Below are 21,739 nucleotides of genomic sequence, written 5' to 3'. Positions count from 1 at the left end.
GGGTTTTGTTGGAGGATTTTTTAGAATGAATGAATTTGAAGATTTGCTAAACAGTGTTAGCGAAGTTAACCCAGGTGATGTTGTCACTGCAGAAGTATTGACAGTTGACGCTGGTCAAGCTAACCTTATCATCAGCGGAACTGGTGTTGAAGGTGTATTGACTCTTCGTGAATTGACTAACGACCGTAATGCTGACATCAATGACCTTGTAAAAGCTGGCGAAACACTTGAAGTGCTTGTTCTTCGTCAAGTTGTAGGTAAAGATACTGATACAGTAACTTACCTTGTATCTAAAAAACGTTTGGAAGCTCGCAAAGCTTGGGACAAATTAGTTGGTCGCGAAGGCGAAGTTGTTACTGTTAAAGGTACTCGTGCTGTTAAAGGTGGACTTTCAGTTGAGTTTGAAGGACTTCGTGGTTTCATCCCAGCATCAATGATCGATACACGCTTTGTTCGTAACACTGAACAATTTGTAGGTCAAGAATTTGATGCTAAAATTAAAGAAGTTGATGCAGCTGAAAATCGTTTCATCTTGTCACGTCGTGAAGTTGTAGAAGAAACAGCAGCAGCAGCTCGTCAAGAAATCTTCTCAAATATTGCAGTTGGTTCAGTTGTAACTGGTAAAGTTGCACGTTTGACAAGCTTCGGTGCTTTCATCGATCTTGGTGGTGTTGACGGACTTGTTCACGTGACTGAATTGTCACATGAGCGTAACGCTTCTCAAAAATCAGTTGTATCTGTAGGTGAGGAAGTAGAAGTTAAAGTTCTTGCAATCGACGAAGAAGAAGGACGTGTGTCACTTTCTCTTAAAGCAACAACACCTGGACCATGGGATGGCGTTGAGCAAAAACTTGCAGCTGGTGACGTTATCGAAGGTAAAGTTAAACGCTTGACAGACTTCGGTGCTTTCGTTGAAGTATTACCAGGTATTGATGGACTTGTTCACATCTCACAAATTTCACACAAACGTGTTGAAAATCCAAAAGATGTTCTTTCAGCTGGTCAAGATGTAACTGTTAAAGTTCTTGAAGTAAACGCTGAAGCTGAGCGCGTATCACTTTCAATCAAAGCATTGGAAGAGCGTCCAGCACGTGAAGAAAATTCTAGTGAAGAAGGCGAAAAACGTCAACCACGTCGTCGCGCTCCAAAACGTGAAGCTAAACGTGATTACGAATTGCCAGAAACTCAAACTGGATTCTCAATGGCTGATCTTTTCGGTGATATTGAATTGTAATTCAAGCAAAAGACCTGTTTATCAGGTCTTTTATTTTTTTCTATTTCATGCTATAATATTTAAGTTCCCACTCTTAGTGTAATGGATATCACGCAAGATTCCGGTTCTTGAAATAGGGGTTCGATTCCCTTAGAGTGGATGAAATATAACAGAAAAAGCCTTTAAAATAAGGCTTTTTTACTATGTTGCCCCAATCTCGCCCCAAAAATTTCTGATTTGTTCAAATTCTTCTTCTTTGCTTTTTTCGAAAAGGTGCGAGTAAGTCTTAAGCGTTTCGTTGATATCTTTGTGCCCAACGATTTTTGAGATGGTGACAATGTTGACACCTTTATATACCAGATAACTATAGTGTTTTAGCTTTAAAATAGTAAACTCGTTTAAGATAAAATGTCTCAGTCACACTGAATTCCTCTTCAATATATGGTTGTTTTATAATATTTTATTGCTGGTATTTTCTGCAATCATTACGAGCGACGAAGTCGCCACAACTAGCACTTTCCGCAGTGGTGATAGAGAGTGGGACAGAAGTCATGATTTCGAAGAAATTGACTTCGTCGTCCCACCTCCGCACAGTTGATTAGGATGGCCGCTAACGATTGCGTGGCAAGGGTTTAGGACCTCCAATCAACCACTGCGTCAATCTGTTATTACCATAAAAAATAGAAGGTTGAGATATTTATGTCCCAACCTCGTGGGGCTGAAATTGTCCAGTGGACAGTTTCAGCCTGAGCTTAGAAACCAGAGAGCGAAGGAGACCTAGGCTTGCCAAGAAGGAATGGAACTCTGTAGGAGGGGAGGTTGTGACACTGACTTCGTCAGCTTCATTTCCCACCTCAAAAGGTCTCCTAGACCTTTTGAGCGCCCCACACCACATTAGGAGAAGTGCTAACAAAAATACTAAATAAAAACTAATTGACTTTAAAAAATATTTTTGTTTTAGTTTGTCTGAGTTATTACAGCTTTTGATAGCAGGAGTTTGTGCATCTTGTGTTTAATGATTGCAAGTCAATCTAAAATTTGTTATACTTAGAAAGTATTTATACTCATAAGGGGTCGTTACGGATTCGACAGGCATTATGAGGCATATTTTGCAACTCGCGTGACGGCGTTAACGTTCAGTTAAATATAACTGCAAAAAATACAAACTCTTACGCTCTCGCTGCCTAAACACCAGCAAGCGTGACTTCTATGAGATTGCTTGTGTCCCATTAGAAGTCTTAAAACAGCAAGCTACGTTTAACTATTGTCTAGCTGGTTAAAAAGAGATTGATAGACTCGCAAGATTTGGGTTTGAGCTATGTATCGAAATCTTGTTAAATGAAGACATAGCCTATGGTTGTAGACGAATGTGTTGGCAGGTGTTTGGACGTGGGTTCGACTCCCACCGGCTCCATATCTTATTTGGCGGACTAGCTCTGCCATTTTTAAAAGGAAAAAAAGATGAAAAAACAGTTAATGATTCTTGGTGTTGTCTTATCACTCTTTGGGTTAGCGGCATGTGGTTCAAAAAAAGAAGCTAAGAAAGAGGCTGATCTTGCAAATACTGAACTAAATACTACTATTGTGAAAAAAGATACCACTCCGGCGCATCAGGATATTCGTCTCAAGTTTAACGAGATTGTATTAGCGACAGCTGCTAATGAGTTTAAAGGTGGGACAAATCTTGAGACGTTGAAGAAGATGTTTGGCGAGCCGGTTAGTCATGAAACCGTTCCAGCGGGTGATGTTTCTGTAGATCTTTATAGTTGGGCGTTTGATCAAGTGTCATTGCGTGTTCATCTTTACCAAGATAGCAGTATTGTTCGGTCGATTTCTAATTTTCAATTTAACCGAGAACAGACGATTACAAAATCGGCGGTGGATGCTCTGAAAGTAACACAAGGTGATAATCTTGGAGAGAGTTTTCAAGCGGTATCTGATAAATTGGGACAGCCTGATGTTATGTCTCAAGCGATGTCATCTGAAAAAGAAGAAATTCAAGCGGTTTGGACTAGTGGTCTTAAGACTGACAGTGGTGCAACTCTAATTCTTAATTTTGAAAATAATGCCCTAACTCAAATTGAGCAAACTGGTCTTAAGGATTAAGAAGCAACTAAACAGTTAGATCATGCTAAGAAGTCATCGGAACGGGTGGCTTTTTTGTTTCAGCTTAATGTTTGGTTTTTTGCTTCAGCTAGAAATATCCTGCCTTTCCCATGGACTAGCATGTTTTTACTAACAATTTTTTGGAAAATAGGGTATAATATTAAGGTTACAATAGTAGAAATAAATTGCGGGAGTCTTGGTAAACGATGCCCCTCTATAAATGAAGATATCAAAAGAAAGGATTGCGATGAGAAAAGAGATTTCTCCGGAAATGTACAATTATAATAAGTTTCCTGGACCAGTATTTGTTCATTTTGACCAGATTGTTAAAACGGATGACATTAGTTTGACGCTCTTGGATAATCACAAGGATGGTTTTGAATTAGAAGCTTTTAATCAGCGTTTTTCAGAATGGTTGCTCAAGTATGATTATATCGTTGGTGATTGGGGCAACGAGCAGCTCCGTCTTAAAGGGTTTTACAAGGATGATAAGCCAGTCGTTACTGGCAATAAAATTTCACATTTAGAGGATTACCTCAAGGAGTATTGTGCCTTTGGTTGTGCTTATTTTGTTTTGGAAAATGCAGAGCCTCGTGAAATGGTTTCAGAAGATGAAGAACCTTCAAAACGTCGTCGTAGACGTCGCCGTAAGCCATCAAGTGGTAAAGGGCAAAAAGAATTTAAAATGACGACTAATATTGATCGTGATAAAAAAGAGAGAAAGCGTCAGAGAATATCTGAACGCGAACTGACGGAGTCAGGTCAACATTTTACCATTCGTAAAAAAGAACGATAAATTTTAGAGAAAAAGAAAGGGATATTCGACTAGATAATAGCCGAATATGGGCAAACCTTGGAGAAGTATCATAGCATCTGCTTGGTGTTTAGAGCTCATAGGGATTTTAATAATGACTGAAGATGTAAAAGTAACAAGACCAAAGCGTCGTCCTAAATTAGAAGAAATGCCTGGTTATAAACCTTCTATTTACAATTTGACACAAGAACAGTTGATTGAGTGGGCGATTGAAAATGGTGAGAAAAAATTCCGTGCAACTCAAATCTGGGATTGGTTGTACCGTAAACGTGTCCAATCTTTCGACGAGATGACTAACATTTCTAAAGACTTCATTGCGAAATTAGATGAAAACTTTTGTATCAATCCGCTTAAACAGCGTATCGTTCAAGAGTCAAAAGATGGTACGGTTAAATATTTGTTCGAGCTTCCTGATGGGATGTTGATTGAGACGGTTTTGATGCGTCAGCACTATGGACTTTCTGTCTGTGTCACAACTCAGGTTGGGTGCAATATCGGATGTACTTTCTGTGCCTCTGGCTTGATTCCTAAGCAACGTGACTTGGTGAGTGGAGAAATTGTTGCTCAAATCATGTTGGTGCAAAAATATTTTGATGAGCGTGGTCAGGGAGAGCGTGTTAGTCATATCGTTGTGATGGGAATTGGTGAACCGCTTGATAACTATAACAATGTGATGAATTTCCTTCATGTGGTTAATGATGACAAAGGGCTTGCAATTGGTGCGCGCCACATTACGGTATCAACCTCTGGTCTTGCTCACAAAATCAAAGATTTTGCCAATGAAGGTGTGCAAGTCAATCTTGCTGTTTCGCTTCATGCGCCAAATAATGATTTGCGTTCAAATATCATGCGTATCAACCGCTCTTTCCCTCTGGAGAAACTCTTTGAAGCGATTGAATACTATATTGCAACAACTAACCGTCGTGTGACCTTTGAGTATATCATGCTTAATGAAGTGAATGACCATGTTGAGAATGCGCAAGAGTTGGCTGACTTGACTAAGAAAATTCGCAAGTTATCTTATATTAACTTGATTCCATACAACCCTGTCTCTGAGCATGATCAGTACAGCCGTTCGACAAAGGAAAGAACCGCTGCCTTCTATGATGTTCTTAAGAAGAATGGCGTTAACTGTGTTGTGCGCCAAGAGCATGGAACGGATATTGATGCAGCTTGTGGGCAACTTCGTTCAAATACGATGAAAGCAGATCGTCGTAAGGCGGTTGTTGAAGCTGCAGGTCGTTAATGTCTATTTTTTTTGATAAACAAGCAGAGCTAACCTCAAAAGGACGTCAGCTGACTTGGAGTTTGGTGATTATCTACTGTTTTCTTTTGGTTTTGCTTTGCTGGACGCCGCAATATGGAATTATTGAGGGTGTTGAGACCCCAAATGTTTTTTCAGTTGGAAGAATGGTATTTCTTTTAGTTCCCTTTAATTCCTTACTGAGTTTTGGTGAACTAGATAATTTAAAAGAGATTTCTTGGGTGATTGGGCAAAATCTGATGAATATTTTTCTCATTTTTCCCTTGATGTTGGGTTTGCTTGGTCTTTTTCCAAATCTGAGAAGTCTGAAGAAAATCGTCTTTCTAAGCTTTGCCATTTCCTTAATCATTGAAACGGGTCAGCTTGTGCTAGATGTGCTCATTGATGCTAATCGTGTTTTTGAGATTGATGACCTTTGGACAAATACACTTGGGGGAGCTATTGCTTTTTGGGCATTTAATAGACTCCAAACTTTATTGAGAGTGGGAGAGAAGTTGTAACTCCTTTTACTACTTAATTTTCAATCTTTGGATGATATAGCGTACAGAATTGTTTTAATATTCAACTAACTGCGTTAGACTATTATTATAAAAGAAGGCTGGGTTAAGTTTACCAGCCTTCCTTTCTTGGAGGTAGATGATGTATCAGAGAATAATGATTATTGGCTCTCCTGGGGCAGGGAAATCCACTTTCGCTCAATTATTAGCTCGAGAGTTGCAGCTTCCCCTTATCCATCTTGATAAGTTGAATTGGATTGATGACAAGGAGACTGTTTCTAAAGAGGTTTTCTTGGAGCGGTTAGACAAAGCAGTGGTGGGTAGTTCTTGGATCATTGATGGTAATTATGGTAGTTCTATGGAAGTTCGGCTCAAAAGAGCAGATCTGGTGATCTGGCTACAAGTACCACGCTTAGTCTGTCTATATCGTGCTGTCAAACGGTACCTGCACAGCCTTTTTCAAAAGAATAGTGCTGGAAATCCCAAAAGTATTGACTGGGACTTTATTCGTTTTATATGGGGTTTTCCAAAAAGTCATCAAAAGACAGAGGAACTTTTGGAACAATTCTCAACTGTAAAAGTGATAAAGGTGACCAACTCGAAGGATGCTTTGCATTTTTTTAGATAAAATACTTGACCTTAGACTAGGTCTAAGGTGTATGATAAAAGTTGTGTGTGCTGAAAATAGCGCGCAATAGATGAAAAGAAATTGAAAGGGAAACAGGTAGGTCTTTCTGTAATAAGTTTAAACCAATATTCAGAAAGTCTTACATTAAGATTATGCAAATTATAAAAAAATTATGGTGGTTTTTCTATCAAGAAAGACGCCGATATCTTATTGGGATTATTGCCCTGAGCTTGGTTGCAGTGCTTAATCTGGTCCCCCCTTTTGTGATGGGGGTTATTGTTGACCATATTGCCAGTCGGAGTCTAACGCTAACAGAATTGGCGCTTAATCTGGTTTATTTGTTACTGGCTTCGCTAGGCATGTACTTTTTACGCTATATTTGGCGGATGTACATTTTTGGAACATCCTATCGCCTAGGGCAAATCATGCGTTTTAGGCTCTTTGAGCATTTTACCAAGATGTCACCTTCTTTCTATCAAAAATACCGTACAGGTGATTTGATGGCGCATGCGACCAACGACATTAATTCTCTCACTCGTCTTGCTGGGGGTGGTGTGATGTCAGCGGTAGATGCTTCGGTAACAGCTCTAGTCACTTTAGCGACCATGTTTTTTAGCATTTCATGGCAAATGACCTTGATTGCTGTGTTACCTTTACCATTTATGGCTTTGGCAACAAGTCGTCTGGGACGTAAGAACCACGAATCATTCCGACAATCTCAAGCTGCCTTTTCAGACCTTAACAATAAGGTCCAAGAATCAGTTTCTGGAATTAAGGTGACCAAATCATTTGGCTACCAAGAGCAAGAAACGCAAGCATTCCAAGAAGTCAACGAAGCAGCTTTTGAAAAGAATCTGGTTTCCATGAAGTACAATGCGATGTTTGATCCGACAGTGATGCTTTTTGTAGGAGCCAGCTATGTCTTGACCCTTTTAGTCGGTTCTTATATGGTACAAGCGGGGCAGGTAACTGTTGGTAATCTTGTTACTTTTGTGACCTACTTAGATATGCTCGTTTGGCCTTTGATGGCTGTGGGATTCCTTTTCAATATCACACAACGTGGTAATGTTTCCTATGACCGTATTGCTGAATTATTAGATCAAGAATCTGATGTTCAGGAGACAGATAGTCCAGTTGAGGGGATTTGCAATGGTTGTTTAGAATACGCTATTGATCACTTCGCTTACGAGGGTGAACCTACTCTTGAAGCTATTCATTTTACTCTTGAAAAAGGTCAAACACTTGGCTTGGTTGGTCAGACAGGTTCTGGTAAGACAACCTTGATTAAGCTATTATTGCGTGAATACGATGTTAATGAAGGTTCCATTAAGTTAGATGGAAATGATATTCGTGATTATCGTTTGTCTGATTTGCGTGGTTTGATGGGGTATGTTCCGCAAGACCAATTTTTATTTGCGACAACAATCTTAGAAAATGTTCGTTTTGGAAATCCTGCTCTGCCATTGGAACAAGTGGAAAAAGCGACTAAGCTGGCTCAAGTCTATGATGATATTAAAGCGATGCCTGAAGGTTTTGATACTTTAATTGGTGAAAAGGGAGTTTCTCTTTCTGGGGGACAAAAGCAGCGCTTGGCCATGAGTCGTGCCATGATTTTGAATCCTGATATTCTGATTTTGGATGATAGTCTATCTGCCGTAGATGCTAAGACTGAGCATGCCATTATTGAAAATCTGAAAGAGACACGTGACCATAAGACAACGATTATCACAGCGCACCGCTTGTCAGCAGTAGTTCATGCCGACCTTATTTTGGTCATGCAAGATGGGCGTATCCTTGAGCGTGGAACTCATGAAGAACTGTTGGCGCAAAATGGTTGGTATGCTGAAACCTATGCTTCACAACAATTAGAAATGGAGGGTGTTGATGAAAACTAAACAAAATCAATGGGAAGTTCTCAAACGTCTTCTATCCTATTTAAAAAATTATAAATGGTTAACTGTTCTGGCACTAACTTTTCTTTTGACCACAACCGTTCTACAAACCATTATTCCATTGGTGGCTAGTCGCTTTATTGATGACTACCTTGGCAATATGACGCAGACAGCAGGTCTGATTTTGGTGGGGTATTATCTTCTTTACCTCTTACGCGCAGCTTTTTCTTACCTAGGTAATTTGCTTTTTGCGCGTGTTTCTTACAGCATTGTCCGAGATATTCGTCGTGATGCCTTTGCGACGATGGAACGTTTAGGGATGTCTTACTTTGATAAAACACCTGCGGGTTCTATTGTGTCTCGTTTGACCAATGATACAGAATCCATCAGTGAGATGTTCTCTGGAATTTTATCGAGTTTTATCTCAGCTATATTTGTCTTCACGGTGACGCTTTATACCATGTTGGTTCTGGACATTAAATTGACGAGTTTGGTTGTGATTTTCTTATCCTTCATCTTTATTCTTGTGAATTTATACCGTAAAAAGTCAACTGCTGTTATTGAAAAAACGCGTTCGCTTCTCTCAGATATCAACAGTAAATTGTCTGAAAGTATTGAAGGGATTCGTATTATTCAGGCTTTCAATCAGGAAGAGCGTCTCAAAGAAGAGTTTGATGCCATCAATGAAGAACATGTGCTTTACTCTAATCGCTTTATGGCTTTGGACAGTCTGATGCTTCGCCCTGCTATGTCACTTTTAAAACTTCTGGCTTATGCTGTTTTGATGGGCTATTTTGGGGCGATGGGAATGAAAACAGCGGTAACAGCTGGTACAATCTATGCTTTTATCCAGTATGTGAATCGTCTCTTTGATCCGCTTATTGAAGTCAGTCAAAACTTTTCAACGCTTCAAACCTCAATGGTATCTGCCGGTCGTGTTTTCAAACTGATTGATGAAACTGATTTTGAGCCTGTTCAAAATGATAATAGCAGTGCAAGGGTGACCCAAGGGAATATTGCCTTTAAAAATGTGAGTTTCTCGTATGATGGTAGCCGTAAAATTCTTGATGACATTTCCTTTGAAGTGAAAAAAGGAGAAACGATTGCCTTTGTTGGTCACACAGGTTCAGGGAAATCATCTATTATCAATGTTTTCATGCGTTTCTATGAATTTGCAGAAGGGCAAGTTCTTCTTGATGGTATTGATATTCGTGATTATAGTCAGGCTGAGTTACGAAAAAATGTTGGTCTAGTTCTCCAAGATCCATTCCTATATCATGGAACCATAAAATCTAATATTGCCATGTATCAACAGTTGACGGATGAAGAGGTTCAAGCAGCTGCAGAGTTTGTGGATGCAGATCAATTTATTCAAAAATTACCTGAAAAATATGATGCACCAGTTTCTGAGCGTGGGTCTTCGTTCTCGACAGGTCAGCGCCAGCTTTTGGCCTTTGCCAGAACGGTGGCTAGTCAGCCAAAAATTCTTATCTTAGACGAAGCAACGGCAAATATTGACTCTGAGACAGAAAGCATCGTGCAAAATTCTCTTGCCAAGATGAGGAAAGGTCGGACAACGATTGCTATTGCCCATCGCTTGTCAACTATCCAAGATGCCAATTGTATCTATGTGCTTGATAAGGGACGGATCATCGAGTCTGGCACCCATGAGGAGCCTCTAGCCTTGGGTGGCACCTATCATAAAATGTATGAACTCCAAGCAGGAGCCATGCAGAATTAAAAAGAATCTCTTAGCAAGTGCTAGGAGATTTTATTGGTATCGAAAAAATATTGTGACTATAGTTACAAACATCCTGTTCCTTTCTCTATTAAAACAAGCGCATAGCCCACAACTAAAAAGGGGATAAATGCTATTGTTTTTTGCTTATTGAGTTGAAGGAGGTAGAAAAAAATGCCTAGGAGACTTGCAAATTGGATAATCCAAAGAAGGTCTGTTAATGGATTTGCTAACCCTAGAGTTCCTAGATAGAAAAAATCTCCAGCTCCGATATTGATATTTCTCAGCATGGCAAAAAGTCCTAGTAGGCAGAGTAGGGTGAAAAGGAGATTGGCAGGGTAAAAGGGAAGCAGTAGTAGAGTCATTATGAGCCAGATGATTAAGGGATATTCTTGTGTTTTTATGTCGTAATAGCTGAGAATGAGTCCGAGTGTCAGGGTGTAGAGATAAAAGATATTTTCCATACTTTATTATTCGTAAAAGCAAAATATTTGACTTTTATTTAGAATGATTCTAAAATAAATACATCAACTGCTAGCAGTTGATTACTCAGTACATTTTCGTTTTAAGCTAAAGGAGGCTATTATGGCACTTGAAATTACCCCAAAAACTATTGATTTTCCAGAAACAAAATTGGTTTTGAACCAAGCAGTTGCAGATTTATCTAAGGCAATGTCAATTATTCATCAAGCTCATTGGTATGCGCGTGGCAAAGGCTTTATTGCATTCCATGAAAAAATGGATGAGTACATGGATGGTTTGGCAGATGCCTTGGATGAATTTAGTGAGCGCTTAATCATGCTAGGTGGTAAACCTTTTTCAACGCTCAAAGAATTTGATGAGGAGTCAAATTTGACAGAAATTCCAGGTTCTTACGATGTAACAATAGCAGAGCGTCTAGAACGTTTAGTAGAGCTTTATCGTTATTTGTCAGCTCTTTATCAGACTGGACTTGAAGTGACTGACAAAGAAGGTGATGATGTGACTAACGGTCTTTTTGCGGATGCTTTGGGCGATAGCCAAAAAATCATCTGGATGTTACAAGCAGAGCTAAATCAGGCTCCAAATCTTTAACCTATAGCCAAAAGCCTCCAAAAGGTGTATGATAAGTACACGTGGAGGTTTTTTCGTGAAAAAATTATTTGTTATAGGGGATGTGCATGGGGAGTTTGATCTCCTAGAGGCACTTTTGAAGCACTGGGACAAGGAAAGTCAGCAGCTCGTCTTTTTGGGAGATTTGGCTGATCGTGGCCCCAAATCAAAAGAGTGTTTTGAGAAGGTCATGGCGCTTGTTGAAAATGAGGGTGCGATCTGTATTACTGGTAATCATGAGGATATGATTTTACGCTGGTTGGATTCTCCTGAGGAAAAGATGGACTGGTATTTGCGCAATGGGGCGAAGGAAACTTTTGAAAGCCTTTTTTATCAAGGTATTCTTGATGAAAAGTCGCCTGATGAAATCGCAGAGCTTTTTAGGTCAGAGTATGGGGACTTGTTGGACTTTATCACCAATCTTCCTGTGTATTATGAGCATGATTACGCTATCTGTGTTCATGCCGGTTTTGATTTGACCTTGGAGAATTACAGGGGGACGGTGCGTTATGATGCGATTTGGATTAGGGAAGCTTTTTACGAGAGTGACCTTGTGCCAGATAAATTAATCGTTCATGGGCATACTCCGGTGACCTCTATCCGTCAAGATAAGCTGCAAACACAAGTCATTTATAAGAATAATAAGCTCAATATTGACGGCGGTGCTGTTTACGAGGGGAGTCTTCATGGTGTCGTGATTGGTAAGAACGGACTTGAAGCGGATTATCAGATTTTTCATCCCAACTATTTGAAACAAGATTTATCTTAGCTCTTTATCAAGTTCAATGCTTTTCAAAGATTTGTTCACAATTTGCAATCGTTTGCAAAAACTGCTTGAAAAAGAGCGGTTTTTTTGATACTATTCTTATATGAAAACACTTTACGATGTGCAACAGTTGTTAAAACGTTTTGGGATTATCGTGTATCTTGGCAAGCGCCTTTATGATATTGAACTGATGAAGATTGAGCTTGAAGGGCTTTATCAAAATGGCTTGCTTGAAAAAGAGGACTATATTTTAGCAGAATTAATTTTACGACGGGAGCACCGATTGGAAATGGAAAAGGAAAGGAAATAATCTGAGAGAAGTGACTAATTTGTGACGATGAGGGAAATTCAAAGTCCTATTTTAGTGATGTTCTCTATAGATTTGGTAGTAAAACGATGACAAAAAAATTATTAGGTATTGACCTTGGTGGAACAACTGTTAAATTTGGGATTTTGACACTTGATGGTGAAGTTCAAGAAAAATGGGCTATTGACACTAATATTTTGGATGATGGTAAACAGATTGTGCCAGATATTGTGGAGTCAATCAAACACCGCTTGGAACTGTATGGATTGACAAAAGATGATTTTGTTGGTATTGGTATGGGCTCTCCAGGGGCAGTTGATCGTGAGAAAAAAACAGTTACAGGTGCTTTCAACTTGAACTGGGCTAATACTCAAGAAGTTGGTTCAGTGATTGAACGTGAAATTGGTATCCCATTTGCGATTGATAATGATGCAAATGTGGCAGCTCTTGGTGAACGCTGGGTCGGTGCTGGTGAGAACAATCCTGACGTGGTCTTTATGACACTTGGGACAGGTGTTGGCGGTGGTATCATTGCTGATGGAAATCTTATCCACGGTGTCGCAGGTGCTGGTGGTGAAATCGGTCATATGATTGTAGAGCCAGACCATGGCTTTGCTTGCACTTGTGGAAGTAATGGATGCCTTGAGACAGTAGCATCAGCAACGGGTGTAGTGCGCGTGGCTCGTTTGTTGGCAGAAAGCTATGAAGGAGTATCAAGCATTAAAGCTGCTATTGATAATGGTGAAACAGTAACAAGTAAAGATATTTTTACAGCTGCGGCAGCAGGAGACAGCTTTGCTGATTCCGTTGTTGAAAAAGTTGGTTTCTATTTAGGCCTTGCAGCAGCAAATCTTGGAAGTATTCTTAATCCAGACTCGATTGTTGTTGGAGGAGGTGTGTCAGCAGCTGGGGAGTTTTTACGTAGCCGTATTGAAAAATATTTTAATCGCTATGCTTTTCCACAAGTTCGTAAAACAACTAAGATTAAAATTGCAGAGCTTGGAAATGATGCTGGTCTTATCGGTGCAGCAAGCTTGGCTCGACAATTTGTTACCAAATAAGGAGATACTATGACACCACTATCACTTATTTTATGGGGAATTTTGATTGTATGGGGGCTCTATTTAGCTTGGAATTATTTTCGTGTTCGACGTGCAGCAACTTTCTTAAGTTCTGAAGAATTTGAAGGTAAAATGCAAGGAGCACAGCTCATTGATATCAGAGATACGGGAAGTTTTCAGAAAAAGCATATCCTAAGAGCGCGCAATCTTCCAGCCCCTGGCTTTTCCCAGTCACTTGGAGCTCTTCGTAAAGATAAACCAATCCTTCTGTATGATGCCACTCGTGGTACAGAGCTGCCTAAAGTGATTATGACCTTGAAAAAGGCAGGCTTTAAGGATGTCTATGTTCTTAAAGATGGCTTTGATTATTGGCAAGGAAAGACTAAGATTGGAAAATAGATTGGGAAGCTGAGCTTGACAGTTTGCTCAGCTTTTATAGTACACAAAAAATGGGTTATTATAGCATAGACTTTTGAGGAATTGGTACAGAAAGCTAGGCAGAGGACCGTGAAAAGTGTATAATGAAAATAAGAAAAACGGTTACAAGGAGACGGCATGACTGACATTGATTACAAAAAGGTAACAGGAATGGTGCATTCGACAGAGAGTTTTGGTTCTGTGGATGGGCCTGGTATACGCTTCATCATCTTTTTACAAGGGTGCAAGCTCCGCTGTCAATATTGCCATAATCCTGATACTTGGGAAATGGTATCAAATAAAGCGACCGAACGTACAGTGGAAGATGTGTTGAAAGAAGCGCTCAATTTCCGCCATTTTTGGGGGAAAAATGGGGGGATTACAGTGTCTGGTGGGGAAGCAATGCTTCAAATTGATTTTCTCATCGCTCTTTTCACAGAGGCTAAAAAATTAGGCATTCACACGACACTTGATACCTGTGGGTTTGCCTATCGTCCAACACCAGAATATCACGAGATTTTAGACAAATTATTAGCTGTCACAGACTTGGTCTTGCTTGATTTGAAGGAGATTGATCCAGAACAGCACAAGGTCGTAACACGTCAACCTAATACTAATATTCTTAAATTTGCACATTACCTATCAGATAAAGGCATTCCGGTTTGGATTCGTCATGTTCTAGTTCCTGGTTTAACTGATATTGATGAGCATTTGATTGAGCTTGGTAAGTTTGTTAAAACCTTGAAAAACGTGGATAAATTTGAAATTCTGCCCTACCACACCATGGGGGAATTCAAATGGCGTGAACTTGGTATCCCTTATCCGTTGGAAGGGGTTAAACCACCGACACGTGAACGCGTTCAAAATGCCAAGGATTTGATGGAAACGGAAAGTTACACCGAATACATGAATCGTATGGCAAAAGTTTAATGTCTTTGAAAACTGATATGTTACTTCGTCGAGCTTTCATTTTTTGTCCAACATTTCATGCTTTTCGGTGACAAAATAATGATATGAGAACATAATACTTTATTTGAATGAGAGTGGAACAGAAGTTAAGATTTCTGTTTTACTCTTTTTTGTTTTCGATACTGGTTTGGCGTCATATGATAACGTTGTTTAAACTGACGATTAAAATTTGAGAGATTTGAAAAACCAACTTGCCTAGAAATTTCTGCGATAGGTAGCGTTGTTTGAATTAGGGCTTCACAAGCTTTATTTAGCCGTAATTGAATCAGAAAATCCATACAAGAACTTCCGGTGTGTAATTTAAAAATGCTCATGAAATGATTTTTACTATAACCGAAGTTATGAGCTAATTGTTCAATTGAGATGTCTTCTGCATAGTGCTCTTGGAGGAAATGAATCAAATCCTTTAATTTTTGATATTTCTGATAGGTATCGTCAGTGTAATGGCGATTGACATGGCGGTGCCTAAAGAGAAGATATAGTAATTCATGGAGTTTTGCTTTTAGAAGAATGTCATAGTAGAGGCTCTGTTCTTCTATAAGGGCAAAAAGGCTGAGCAGACAGTTTTTGATATTAGAATACCCTTCGTCGGATGGGCGTAGACAAGGTGTCAGATGGAAATGACCAGAATAAAGGGGTTGAATGTAACGCTGACTAAAGGTTTCAATCTGATGACGTCCAAGGTTATCTAGATGAATCCGAAAAGTTGTTGAGATTTCTTCCTTATCTTCTATAGGATGGATAGCATGTAGGGCAGTCGATTGGATAAAAATAATATCACCAGATTGACTTTCAAATTGTTCATTATTAATGTGGTAAGAAGCAGACCCCTTATGGACAAAGACAATTTCCAACTCAGGATGCCAGTGATACATGACATCGGGAAATCCATTTTTAATGTGTCCTTTTTCATAATCATATGGAAAACCAGAGGGATTATCTTTTAAAAAGCGGCTATATTTGACCATGGACATTCTCTTTCTGACAAATTTGTTTTCATTATACCAAAAAACTTCCTCGTATGAGGAAGTTTCAGATTGTAGACACAGAATGAACTAACTTTTCTTGTGCATTTTCATATAAACGAGGTTAAGTCCAAGTCCGACAAGTGCTAGGATGATAGCAACGTAGAAGGCTTGGCTATAGTTACCGTTGTTTGCGCTAGCCATTTGTACAGCAACACGTGGCGCAAAGAAGGCAGCTAGTGAATAACCTGTGAAGACAATACCGTAGTTGACTCCTTGATTAGCAGGTCCATAGTTTTCCATAACGATTGATGGAAAGACACCCATGACCCCACCGAAACAAATACCCAGACCAATAATTCCTAGAGTGAAACCAAATTGACCAGGAACAACGGTTAAGATAAAGAGCGCAGCAGCAACAACTGAGTAAATGATAAGAAGTGTTTTACTGCGACCTATTTTGTCTGAGACAGATCCCCAGATAAGGCGGCCGCTTGAATTAGCAATAGAGTAAAGAGATACGTAAAGAGCAGCAGTCCCAGCAGAAAGCCCAAACATTGACTGACCAATTGGTGATGCTTGTGAAGCAATCATAAGACCTGAGAAAGCACCCACGAAGAACATTGAGATAACGACGTAGAAAATAGGTGTTTTCAACATATCAGTCCAATTTTTATTAACAAGTCCTTGACGAGCCTGTGCTGGAGGGTTCCAACCTTCTGGTTTATAGCCTGCAGGCGCAGCCTTGATAAAGAAACTTGTAATAAGAACAATGATAATATAGGCAAGACCGATTGTACGGAAGGCAAATTTGGCGTCGTGACTTTGGATAAGAGCTGATGCAATTGGTGATGCGATTACGGCTGCAAATCCCATACCACCAGTCAAAATGCCAGAGGCTAGACCACGTTTGTCTGGGAAAAGCCGGAGTGTGTTAGATAATGCTCCTGAATAAGCGAAGCCTTGTCCCAAACCAGCCATCAAACCATAGGTAAGGTAAAGCATGGTAGGTGTTGAAGCATATCCTGTTAGGAAGAAGCCAGTAGCAAAAAGCAAAGCTCCAAGAGCAATGGTCCATTTGACATAACCTTTGTCAACAAGATAACCACCTAGGATCATGGGGATAGGGCCAATTGCAGAGTTAATGGTAAAAGCCATCATAATTTCTGGCATAGACCAGCCTGTCTGAGCGCTTAGCGGACCAGCAAAGACAGAGAAGGCATAGACAGCTCCAGTACAGAGCAAAATAGCAGTAGAAGCAGCAATGACTTGCCACCGGTTCAAAGTTTTCGACATAAGATATCCTTTCTAAAAGAAACTTTGTTTGTTTTTTCACGAAAAATATATCACAACATTGAAAACGATGTCAATAAGTTCAAATGAAAATTTGAAACTTTTTTCACAATCTGATACAAAAGTACGACAAAATAATACAATAGCACGAACTTTCTTGAGATAACGTTTACAAAAACTAGCGAAATAGTATAATGGTACTATAAAATTGTGAAAGAGGTAACATAATGAAATTAGTTGCTATTGTCGGTACCAATTCAGACCGTTCTACCAATCGCAAACTTCTCAAATTCATGGCAAAACATTTTGAGGAGCAGGCTGATATTGATATTTTGGAAATTAAAGATTTACCAGCCTTCAATGAACCAGAGGATAAGACAGCTCCAGAAACAGTTGCAGTGTTCTCTGAAAAAATACTGGCAGCAGATGGTGTGATTATTGCTACTCCAGAGTATGATCATACGATTCCAGCACCGCTTGCTTCTGCGCTTGAGTGGATTGCTTATACCAGCCGTGCCCTTGTCAATAAACCAACGATGATTGTCGGAGCCTCACTTGGCCTTTTGGGAACATCGCGTGCGCAGGCACATTTGCGTCAAATCTTAGATGCTCCTGAGCTAAAAGCGCGTGTTATGCCAGGGACAGAATTCTTCTTAGGTCACTCAGAACAAGTTTTAGATGATAACTGTCATTTGAATAATCCAGAAAAAGTGGCTGAGTTGGAAGAACATTTCGCAGAATTTGTCCAATTTGTAACCTTGACCAATCAATTGGTTAAGCCAGAAGATACTGACCGTAAAAAGTCTTTTATCTGGGAAGAGTGGCTAAAAGCGTAAGTTAGGAGGAATGAAGTGATGAAATTAGTAGCGATTGTTGGTACCAATGCGAAGAAGTCTTATAACCGCATGCTCTTGCAGTTCATGCAGAAGCATTTTGCGAAAAAGGCTGATATTGAGATTCTAGAAATCACAGACGTGCCGATGTTTAATGAAACAGACGACCAAACAGAGACGCCTGTTATTCAAAACTTTAACACTAAAATTACGGAAGCAGATGGGGTCATTATTGCGACACCTGAGCATAACCATACCATCCCATCAAGTCTTAATAGTCTCATTGAATGGTTATCTTTTAACGTCCATCCATTGGATGGCAAACCAACCATGATTGTTGGGGCGTCATACGATGTACAGGGGTCATCTCGTGCGCAATTGCACCTGCGTCAGATTTTAGATGCTCCTGGTGTTAATGCGACTGTTATGCCAGGGAGTGAATTCCTTTTAGGTCGTGCTCACCGTGCCTTTGATGAAAATGGTGACCTTGCCAATGAAGGAACAGTCGATTTCCTAGACAGTTGTTTCTTCCGTTTCTTGCGCTTTGTTGAAGTGGCCAATCAGCTCAATCTGCCAGAAGAAGTTCGTTTTGAACCGGGAACTTACTCAGTAACAACTGAAGGGCACAATGGTAAACTTCCAATGGAAGTGACCTTGTCTGAAGAAAAGATTGAAAAAATTGATATTGATTCATCTGGTGAATCATCTGGGATTGCAGATATTGTTTTTACTCGTGTTCCAGCTGAAATCATTGAAGGACAAACCCTTAATGTTGATGCCATTTCAGGTGCGTCAGTGACGTCAAATGGTGTCCTTGATGGGGTAGCGCGTGCCGTTAAATTAGCAGGAGGTAATCCAGATGTGCTCCGTAAACGCCCTAAAGCGCCTTCGGCTTTGGACAAAGAAGATAAGACCTATGAAGCTGATGTCGTTGTTGTCGGTGGAGGAGGAGCTGGACTTGCAGCTGCGGCAACTGTTATTCAAGAAGGCAAGAAAGTCATCGTCGTTGAAAAATTCCCAGCTGTCGGTGGCAATACCGTCCGTGCTGGTGGTCCTATGAATGCTCCAGACCCTGCTTGGCAAAATACTTTTGCGGCTAATCCTGGTGAAGCGCACAACCTTCAAGAATTGATTAACACCGATGAAGAAACCATTGATCCAGAATACTTAGAAGACTTTAGAGCCTTGAAAGGTGAGGTTGAAAAATACCTTGAGGATCCAACTTACCTCTTTGATTCGACTCTTCTTTATCGCATTCAGACTTATATCGGTGGGAAACGAACTGACCTTAATGGACAGGAAATTCATGGGAATTATGACTTGGTCAAAGTCTTAACGGAAAATGCTCTCGATTCTGTTCGTTGGTTGGAAGATATTGGGGTAGAGTTTGTTCGTGATGAAGTGACCATGCCAGTTGGTGCCCTTTGGCGCCGTGGTCACAAACCTGTTCAGCCTATGGGATTTGCCTTTATTTCTGTTCTTGACAAATACGTGCGTGAACATGGTGGAACAATCTTGACTGATTCACCTGTTAAAGAACTCATTGTTGAAAATGGAGCCGTTCGTGGTGTGATTGCAGAAGGGCGAAATGGTCAAACCATTACGGTAAATGCTAAAGCAGTGGTCATGGCATCAGGTGGTTTTGGTGCCAATACGAAGATGCTCCAACAGTACAATACTTATTGGACAGAAATTGACGATGACATTGCAACATCAAATACACCGGCTGTAACCGGTGATGGTATTCTCCTTGGGCAATCTGTTGGTGCCGACCTTGTTGGTATGGGCTTCAGCCAAATGATGCCAGTGTCAGATCCTGTGACAGGTGCGCTCTTCTCAGGGCTTCAAGTGCCACCTGCTAACTTTATCATGGTCAATAAAGAAGGAAAACGCTTCGTTGACGAATACGGTAGCCGTGACAAATTGTCTCAAGCTGCGATTGATAATGGTGGCCTTTTCTACCTTATTGCAGATGATAAGATTAAAGCGACAGCTTACAATACTAGTCAAGAAAAAATTGATGCGCAAGTTGCAGCAGGAACTCTTCACCGTGCCGATACCTTGGAAGAATTAGCAGAGCAAATTGGTGTCGATCCAGAAACATTGGTCACAACGATTAAAAACTACAATTCATACGTCGACGCAGGTTTTGACCCTGAATTTAATAAGGGTGGCTTTGACCTCAAATGTGAAGTGGCACCATTTTATGCGACCCCACGTAAACCGGCAGTGCACCATACTATGGGCGGCCTCAAAATTGATACCACAACACACGTTATCAATGAAAGTGGTGAAATAATCAAAGGACTTTATGCTGCTGGTGAGGTAGCAGGAGGACTCCATGCGGGTAACCGTCTAGGTGGTAACTCATTAACTGATATCTTCACCTTTGGACGTATTGCAGGTATTACAGCAGTCGCCGAAAATTGTTAATCGCGATGTTCAAAAAGAGGTAGGCAAAAATTCTACCTCTTTTGGTATTTTTAGAGGAGCTGTGCTATAAAACCAAATTTTCCTGTCATTCTATTATCCGTAAAAAGTAAAGTTTTGAGTGAAAGGGATTTAACGAATGGCTCATTTTATGGTATAATGAAGAAAAATGTGAAATAGAGGTATATCATGTCTAAATGTTTAGTTTTTGGTCACCAAAATCCTGATACAGATGCTATTGCATCTTCATACGGTTGGGCTTATCTTGAGCGTACAGCTTGGGGTCGCGATGCGGAAGCTGTTGCTCTTGGAACTCCTAACGAAGAAACAGCATTTGCGCTTAACTATTTTGGTATTGAAGCACCACGTGTGGTAGAATCTGCTAAAGCAGAAGGTGTTTCTCAGGTTATCTTGACTGACCACAACGAATTCCAACAATCTATTGCTGATATTCGTGAAGTAGAAGTGGCAGCAGTGATTGACCACCACCGTGTGGCGAACTTTGAGACTGCAAATCCTCTTTATATGCGTTTAGAGCCAGTTGGATCTGCCTCATCAATCGTTTACCGTGCTTCAAAAGAATCGGGTGTGACACTTCCTCGTGAGGTTGCCGGTCTTCTCTTGTCAGGTTTGGTGTCAGACACACTCCTTCTTAAATCACCAACAACACATGAATCAGATCCGCAAGTCGCTAAAGAATTGGCAGAGCTTGCTGGTGTGAATTTAGAAGAGTACGGTCTTGAACTCCTTAAAGCTGGTACAAATCTTTCAAGTAAATCAGCTGAGGAATTGATTGATATTGATGCGAAAACATTCCCACTTAATGGCAATAATGTCCGTGTGGCTCAAGTCAATACTGTTGATATTGCAGAAGTTTTGGAACGCCAAGCAGAGATTGAAGCTGCAATGACAGCATCATCAGAAACAAACGGCTATTCAGATTTTGTATTGATGATTACAGATATTTTGAACTCAAACTCTGAGATCCTTGCACTTGGTTCAAACATGGATAAAGTTGAAGCAGCTTTCAACTTCAAACTTGAAAATAACCATGCTTTCCTTGCTGGTGCAGTATCTCGTAAAAAACAAGTCGTACCACAATTGACAGAAAGTTTTAATGCTTAAGACGCTTTCGGTAACCGTCTCTGAGCTTACAATGAATAATTGGGACAGACTCTTATCAGTGAGTATCACTATAGGAGCTGTCCTATTTTTGAACTCATTGCGGGAATAATTCGGATAGCCCATACTCCTCCAAAACTAAAATTATACTAGTTTAGTTAATTCCTCTTATGATAAATGTATCTCCGTTATACGTCATTTTCTGTCAAGAGATGGTTGTTTCATAATGTTTTATAGTATTTTGAATTAAGATTAGGACACCAATGAATCGTTTTGATAAACGATAGTCCTAGTTTGCTAAGAAAGAAGGAAATTCCGTAGGAGATTTTGAG

20 protein-coding genes, 1 tRNA gene and 1 other RNA gene are annotated in these 21,739 nt (G+C 40.1%); 19 read left to right on the top strand and 3 right to left on the bottom strand.

All coding sequences use genetic code 11. The features are described from left to right. Positions 1–25: 25 nt before the first annotated feature. The 10 genes from rpsA (at position 26) to EAF07_RS02675 (ending at position 10,155) form a co-directional block, all read left to right on the top strand. The gene (gene rpsA, locus EAF07_RS02725; RefSeq protein WP_121834764.1) at positions 26–1,234 is read left to right on the top strand and encodes a 30S ribosomal protein S1; all 1,209 of its coding nucleotides are present in this window, start codon (positions 26–28) and stop codon (positions 1,232–1,234) included. Positions 1,235–1,301: 67 nt separating this feature from the next. After that, positions 1,302–1,373 (top strand) — tRNA-Arg (locus EAF07_RS02720). Between the two features lie 910 nt (positions 1,374–2,283). Beyond that, positions 2,284–2,630: a transfer-messenger RNA gene (gene ssrA, locus EAF07_RS02710) on the top strand. A 44-nt stretch (positions 2,631–2,674) separates the two neighbouring features. Then, on the top strand, positions 2,675–3,319 hold the full coding sequence (locus EAF07_RS02705) for a DUF3862 domain-containing protein (protein ID WP_121834763.1): 645 nt from the start codon (positions 2,675–2,677) through the stop codon (positions 3,317–3,319). Between the two features lie 247 nt (positions 3,320–3,566). Beyond that, the gene (locus tag EAF07_RS02700) at positions 3,567–4,115 is read left to right on the top strand and encodes a YutD family protein (protein ID WP_121834762.1); all 549 of its coding nucleotides are present in this window, start codon (positions 3,567–3,569) and stop codon (positions 4,113–4,115) included. 112 nt (positions 4,116–4,227) lie between these two features. Beyond that, positions 4,228–5,379 carry a dual-specificity RNA methyltransferase RlmN gene (rlmN, locus tag EAF07_RS02695; RefSeq protein ID WP_425452074.1) on the top strand — a complete coding sequence of 384 codons (1,152 nt, stop codon included), beginning with the start codon at positions 4,228–4,230 and terminating at the stop codon, positions 5,377–5,379. Next, positions 5,379–5,897 carry a VanZ family protein gene (locus EAF07_RS02690; RefSeq protein WP_121834761.1) on the top strand — a complete coding sequence of 173 codons (519 nt, stop codon included), beginning with the start codon at positions 5,379–5,381 and terminating at the stop codon, positions 5,895–5,897. Before rlmN ends, EAF07_RS02690 begins: the two co-directional genes overlap by 1 nt. Positions 5,898–6,033: 136 nt before the next feature. Next, positions 6,034–6,522: an AAA family ATPase gene (locus EAF07_RS02685; RefSeq protein ID WP_142925585.1), complete on the top strand. Its 489-nt coding sequence runs from the start codon at positions 6,034–6,036 to the stop codon at positions 6,520–6,522. 152 nt (positions 6,523–6,674) lie between these two features. Then, entirely contained in the window at positions 6,675–8,417 is a 1,743-nt protein-coding gene (locus EAF07_RS02680; RefSeq protein WP_121834759.1) for an ABC transporter ATP-binding protein, read from the top strand. Further along, on the top strand, positions 8,407–10,155 hold the full coding sequence (locus EAF07_RS02675; protein ID WP_121834758.1) for an ABC transporter ATP-binding protein: 1,749 nt from the start codon (positions 8,407–8,409) through the stop codon (positions 10,153–10,155). The genes EAF07_RS02680 and EAF07_RS02675 overlap by 11 nt, the downstream gene beginning before the upstream one ends. Positions 10,156–10,217: 62 nt before the next feature. On the opposite strand, the gene EAF07_RS02670 is transcribed toward EAF07_RS02675, so the two are convergent. Further along, complete coding sequence (locus tag EAF07_RS02670; protein ID WP_121834757.1) at positions 10,218–10,616, bottom strand: A24 family peptidase; 399 nt, start codon at positions 10,614–10,616, stop codon at positions 10,218–10,220. Positions 10,617–10,737: 121 nt separating this feature from the next. On the opposite strand from EAF07_RS02670, the gene EAF07_RS02665 reads away from it, so the two are divergent. The 6 genes from EAF07_RS02665 to pflA all read left to right on the top strand — a co-directional run bounded on the left by EAF07_RS02665 (position 10,738) and on the right by pflA (position 14,725). Next, complete coding sequence (locus EAF07_RS02665) at positions 10,738–11,226, top strand: Dps family protein (RefSeq protein WP_121834756.1); 489 nt, start codon at positions 10,738–10,740, stop codon at positions 11,224–11,226. Between the two features lie 55 nt (positions 11,227–11,281). Then, positions 11,282–12,013: a metallophosphoesterase gene (locus EAF07_RS02660; RefSeq protein ID WP_245962683.1), complete on the top strand. Its 732-nt coding sequence runs from the start codon at positions 11,282–11,284 to the stop codon at positions 12,011–12,013. A gap of 100 nt (positions 12,014–12,113) precedes the next feature. Next, a complete protein-coding gene (locus tag EAF07_RS02655; RefSeq protein ID WP_121834754.1) occupies positions 12,114–12,320 on the top strand; it encodes a YqgQ family protein in 207 nt (68 codons plus the stop codon). 86 nt (positions 12,321–12,406) lie between these two features. After that, positions 12,407–13,378: an ROK family glucokinase gene (locus tag EAF07_RS02650; protein WP_121834753.1), complete on the top strand. Its 972-nt coding sequence runs from the start codon at positions 12,407–12,409 to the stop codon at positions 13,376–13,378. 9 nt (positions 13,379–13,387) lie between these two features. Continuing rightward, positions 13,388–13,777: a rhodanese-like domain-containing protein gene (locus EAF07_RS02645; protein ID WP_121834752.1), complete on the top strand. Its 390-nt coding sequence runs from the start codon at positions 13,388–13,390 to the stop codon at positions 13,775–13,777. A gap of 156 nt (positions 13,778–13,933) precedes the next feature. Further along, on the top strand, positions 13,934–14,725 hold the full coding sequence (gene pflA, locus EAF07_RS02640; protein ID WP_121834751.1) for a pyruvate formate-lyase-activating protein: 792 nt from the start codon (positions 13,934–13,936) through the stop codon (positions 14,723–14,725). Positions 14,726–14,850: 125 nt separating this feature from the next. Here pflA and EAF07_RS02635 read toward each other — a convergent pair whose 3' ends face one another. Together EAF07_RS02635 and EAF07_RS02630 are read right to left on the bottom strand one after the other, a co-directional pair. Next, positions 14,851–15,732 (bottom strand): AraC family transcriptional regulator, encoded by an 882-nt coding sequence (locus tag EAF07_RS02635; RefSeq protein ID WP_121834750.1) that lies wholly within the window; start codon positions 15,730–15,732, stop codon positions 14,851–14,853. Positions 15,733–15,819: 87 nt separating this feature from the next. After that, positions 15,820–17,025 carry an L-lactate MFS transporter gene (locus EAF07_RS02630; RefSeq protein ID WP_121834749.1) on the bottom strand — a complete coding sequence of 402 codons (1,206 nt, stop codon included), beginning with the start codon at positions 17,023–17,025 and terminating at the stop codon, positions 15,820–15,822. A gap of 224 nt (positions 17,026–17,249) precedes the next feature. On the opposite strand from EAF07_RS02630, the gene EAF07_RS02625 reads away from it, so the two are divergent. The 3 genes from EAF07_RS02625 to EAF07_RS02615 all read left to right on the top strand — a co-directional run bounded on the left by EAF07_RS02625 (position 17,250) and on the right by EAF07_RS02615 (position 21,410). Then, the gene (locus EAF07_RS02625; RefSeq protein ID WP_121834748.1) at positions 17,250–17,858 is read left to right on the top strand and encodes an NADPH-dependent FMN reductase; all 609 of its coding nucleotides are present in this window, start codon (positions 17,250–17,252) and stop codon (positions 17,856–17,858) included. Positions 17,859–17,876: 18 nt separating this feature from the next. Continuing rightward, a complete protein-coding gene (locus EAF07_RS02620) occupies positions 17,877–20,288 on the top strand; it encodes a flavocytochrome c (RefSeq protein WP_121834747.1) in 2,412 nt (803 codons plus the stop codon). 186 nt (positions 20,289–20,474) lie between these two features. Beyond that, positions 20,475–21,410: a manganese-dependent inorganic pyrophosphatase gene (locus EAF07_RS02615; RefSeq protein WP_121834746.1), complete on the top strand. Its 936-nt coding sequence runs from the start codon at positions 20,475–20,477 to the stop codon at positions 21,408–21,410. The last annotated feature ends 329 nt before the right edge of the window (positions 21,411–21,739 follow it).

This window comes from Streptococcus hillyeri, from assembly GCF_003686955.1.
GTDB classification, from domain to species: Bacteria; Bacillota; Bacilli; order Lactobacillales; family Streptococcaceae; genus Streptococcus; species Streptococcus hillyeri.
Note: the sequence above shows the minus strand (reverse complement) of the source record. Positions and strands in the feature narration are given on the sequence as shown.

Excerpts from the sequence above, each read along its gene's own strand:
- rpsA (WP_121834764.1), top strand. The coding sequence starts at position 26 with ATGAATGAATTTGAAGATTTGCTAAACAGTGTTAGCGAAGTTAACCCA.
- EAF07_RS02705 (WP_121834763.1), top strand. The coding sequence starts at position 2,675 with ATGAAAAAACAGTTAATGATTCTTGGTGTTGTCTTATCACTCTTTGGG.
- EAF07_RS02700 (WP_121834762.1), top strand. The coding sequence starts at position 3,567 with ATGAGAAAAGAGATTTCTCCGGAAATGTACAATTATAATAAGTTTCCT.
- rlmN (WP_425452074.1), top strand. The coding sequence starts at position 4,228 with ATGACTGAAGATGTAAAAGTAACAAGACCAAAGCGTCGTCCTAAATTA.
- EAF07_RS02690 (WP_121834761.1), top strand. The coding sequence starts at position 5,379 with ATGTCTATTTTTTTTGATAAACAAGCAGAGCTAACCTCAAAAGGACGT.
- EAF07_RS02685 (WP_142925585.1), top strand. The coding sequence starts at position 6,034 with ATGATGTATCAGAGAATAATGATTATTGGCTCTCCTGGGGCAGGGAAA.
- EAF07_RS02680 (WP_121834759.1), top strand. The coding sequence starts at position 6,675 with ATGCAAATTATAAAAAAATTATGGTGGTTTTTCTATCAAGAAAGACGC.
- EAF07_RS02675 (WP_121834758.1), top strand. The coding sequence starts at position 8,407 with ATGAAAACTAAACAAAATCAATGGGAAGTTCTCAAACGTCTTCTATCC.
- EAF07_RS02670 (WP_121834757.1), bottom strand. The coding sequence starts at position 10,616 with ATGGAAAATATCTTTTATCTCTACACCCTGACACTCGGACTCATTCTC.
- EAF07_RS02665 (WP_121834756.1), top strand. The coding sequence starts at position 10,738 with ATGGCACTTGAAATTACCCCAAAAACTATTGATTTTCCAGAAACAAAA.
- EAF07_RS02655 (WP_121834754.1), top strand. The coding sequence starts at position 12,114 with ATGAAAACACTTTACGATGTGCAACAGTTGTTAAAACGTTTTGGGATT.
- EAF07_RS02650 (WP_121834753.1), top strand. The coding sequence starts at position 12,407 with ATGACAAAAAAATTATTAGGTATTGACCTTGGTGGAACAACTGTTAAA.
- EAF07_RS02645 (WP_121834752.1), top strand. The coding sequence starts at position 13,388 with ATGACACCACTATCACTTATTTTATGGGGAATTTTGATTGTATGGGGG.
- pflA (WP_121834751.1), top strand. The coding sequence starts at position 13,934 with ATGACTGACATTGATTACAAAAAGGTAACAGGAATGGTGCATTCGACA.
- EAF07_RS02635 (WP_121834750.1), bottom strand. The coding sequence starts at position 15,732 with ATGGTCAAATATAGCCGCTTTTTAAAAGATAATCCCTCTGGTTTTCCA.
- EAF07_RS02630 (WP_121834749.1), bottom strand. The coding sequence starts at position 17,025 with ATGTCGAAAACTTTGAACCGGTGGCAAGTCATTGCTGCTTCTACTGCT.
- EAF07_RS02625 (WP_121834748.1), top strand. The coding sequence starts at position 17,250 with ATGAAATTAGTTGCTATTGTCGGTACCAATTCAGACCGTTCTACCAAT.
- EAF07_RS02620 (WP_121834747.1), top strand. The coding sequence starts at position 17,877 with ATGAAATTAGTAGCGATTGTTGGTACCAATGCGAAGAAGTCTTATAAC.
- EAF07_RS02615 (WP_121834746.1), top strand. The coding sequence starts at position 20,475 with ATGTCTAAATGTTTAGTTTTTGGTCACCAAAATCCTGATACAGATGCT.